Raw genomic sequence first — 1090 nt, 5'->3', positions numbered from 1 at the left:
CGCGAATTCAAGTTCGAAGTGCACCACTCACTAAATTAGGCCGCTCCGCGTAATTGATTAAATACAACTTCAGGTTGTTTGTAACCAAGGCACTTCCTTGGTCTCAAATTCAGAGCACGTTGTGCTTGCGCAATCTGCTCATCTGTTACCGTGCTTAGGTCTGTGCCTTTGCTAATGAACTGCCGCAGTAACCCGTTAAAGTTCTCATTTAAACCTCGTTCCCAAGACGAATAGGGATTGGCGAAGTAGACGTCTGTTTTCAGCTTTTCAGCAACCAACTCATGAGCACAAAATTCCGTGCCGTTGTCTGCGGTAATCGTGTGCACATGCCTGCGATAGCGCCATAACATACCAACCATTGCACGACTGACTTCCGCTGCGCTCTTCGCAGGCACCTTACGAATTAGGTAGAACTTACTTTTCCGCTCGACCAGACTCACAATCGCACCTGTACCGTTTTTGCCTAATACGGTGTCTGCTTCCCAATCGCCAAAGCGTTTCTTTCTATCAACGATAGCAGGCCTATGCTCAATACCAACGCGGTTAGGGATAATCACTCGCTTCGCGCGACTGCCTTTTCGATACTTACGTCGGCCATGGCGCAGCTGTGTGTGTAACTTGCCTCCCGATAATTTATCGCGTTGAACATACCCATAAATCCACTCATGACTAACTGGATGGCCGATAAGTTTACCCACACCGGCTATTTGCTCAGGACTCCACTTTTCAGTCAGGCCAAACTCGACAAAGACAATAGTAAGTGCTGATACACGATATTTTGCTGCACTTCGCCGTCGCTTAACCGTTTTTGATTGCGCAACCTCAGGAAGATAATGTGTACCGCGAATTCTATTACGCCGAACCTCTCGACTTATCGTACTGTGGCTAACTTTCAAACGATTTCCGATTTCTCGATAACTGAAACCCTCGCGTAAGTAGGCTTCTATCTGGTATCGTTGTCCCTCGATCAACTGCTTGTAACTCATGGTAACTACTCTTGTTTTTTGGCGATTACAGAGTACCACCAACAGGCAGTTGATCTCTTCTCACCATTTAACCAAGAGTGGTGCACTTATTATCTGAATTCGGG

General features: G+C 46.7%; 1 protein-coding gene. It reads right to left on the bottom strand.

Translation table 11 applies throughout. The annotated features are described in order from the left end of the window. Positions 1-35 precede the first annotated feature (35 nt). Entirely contained in the window at positions 36-986 is a 951-nt protein-coding gene (locus GTQ48_RS17435) for an IS30 family transposase (protein ID WP_126873343.1), read from the bottom strand. Positions 987-1090 lie beyond the last annotated feature (104 nt).

Origin of the sequence: Alteromonas genovensis (assembly GCF_010500895.1) — a bacterium.
GTDB lineage: Bacteria > Pseudomonadota > Gammaproteobacteria > Enterobacterales > Alteromonadaceae > Alteromonas > Alteromonas genovensis.
The sequence above is the reverse complement of the archived record's forward strand: the minus strand, read 5'-3'. Positions and strand labels throughout refer to the sequence as shown.

What these genes read in the sequence shown, in the direction of transcription:
- GTQ48_RS17435 (WP_126873343.1), bottom strand. Translation starts at nt 986, where the DNA reads ATGAGTTACAAGCAGTTGATCGAGGGACAACGATACCAGATAGAAGCC.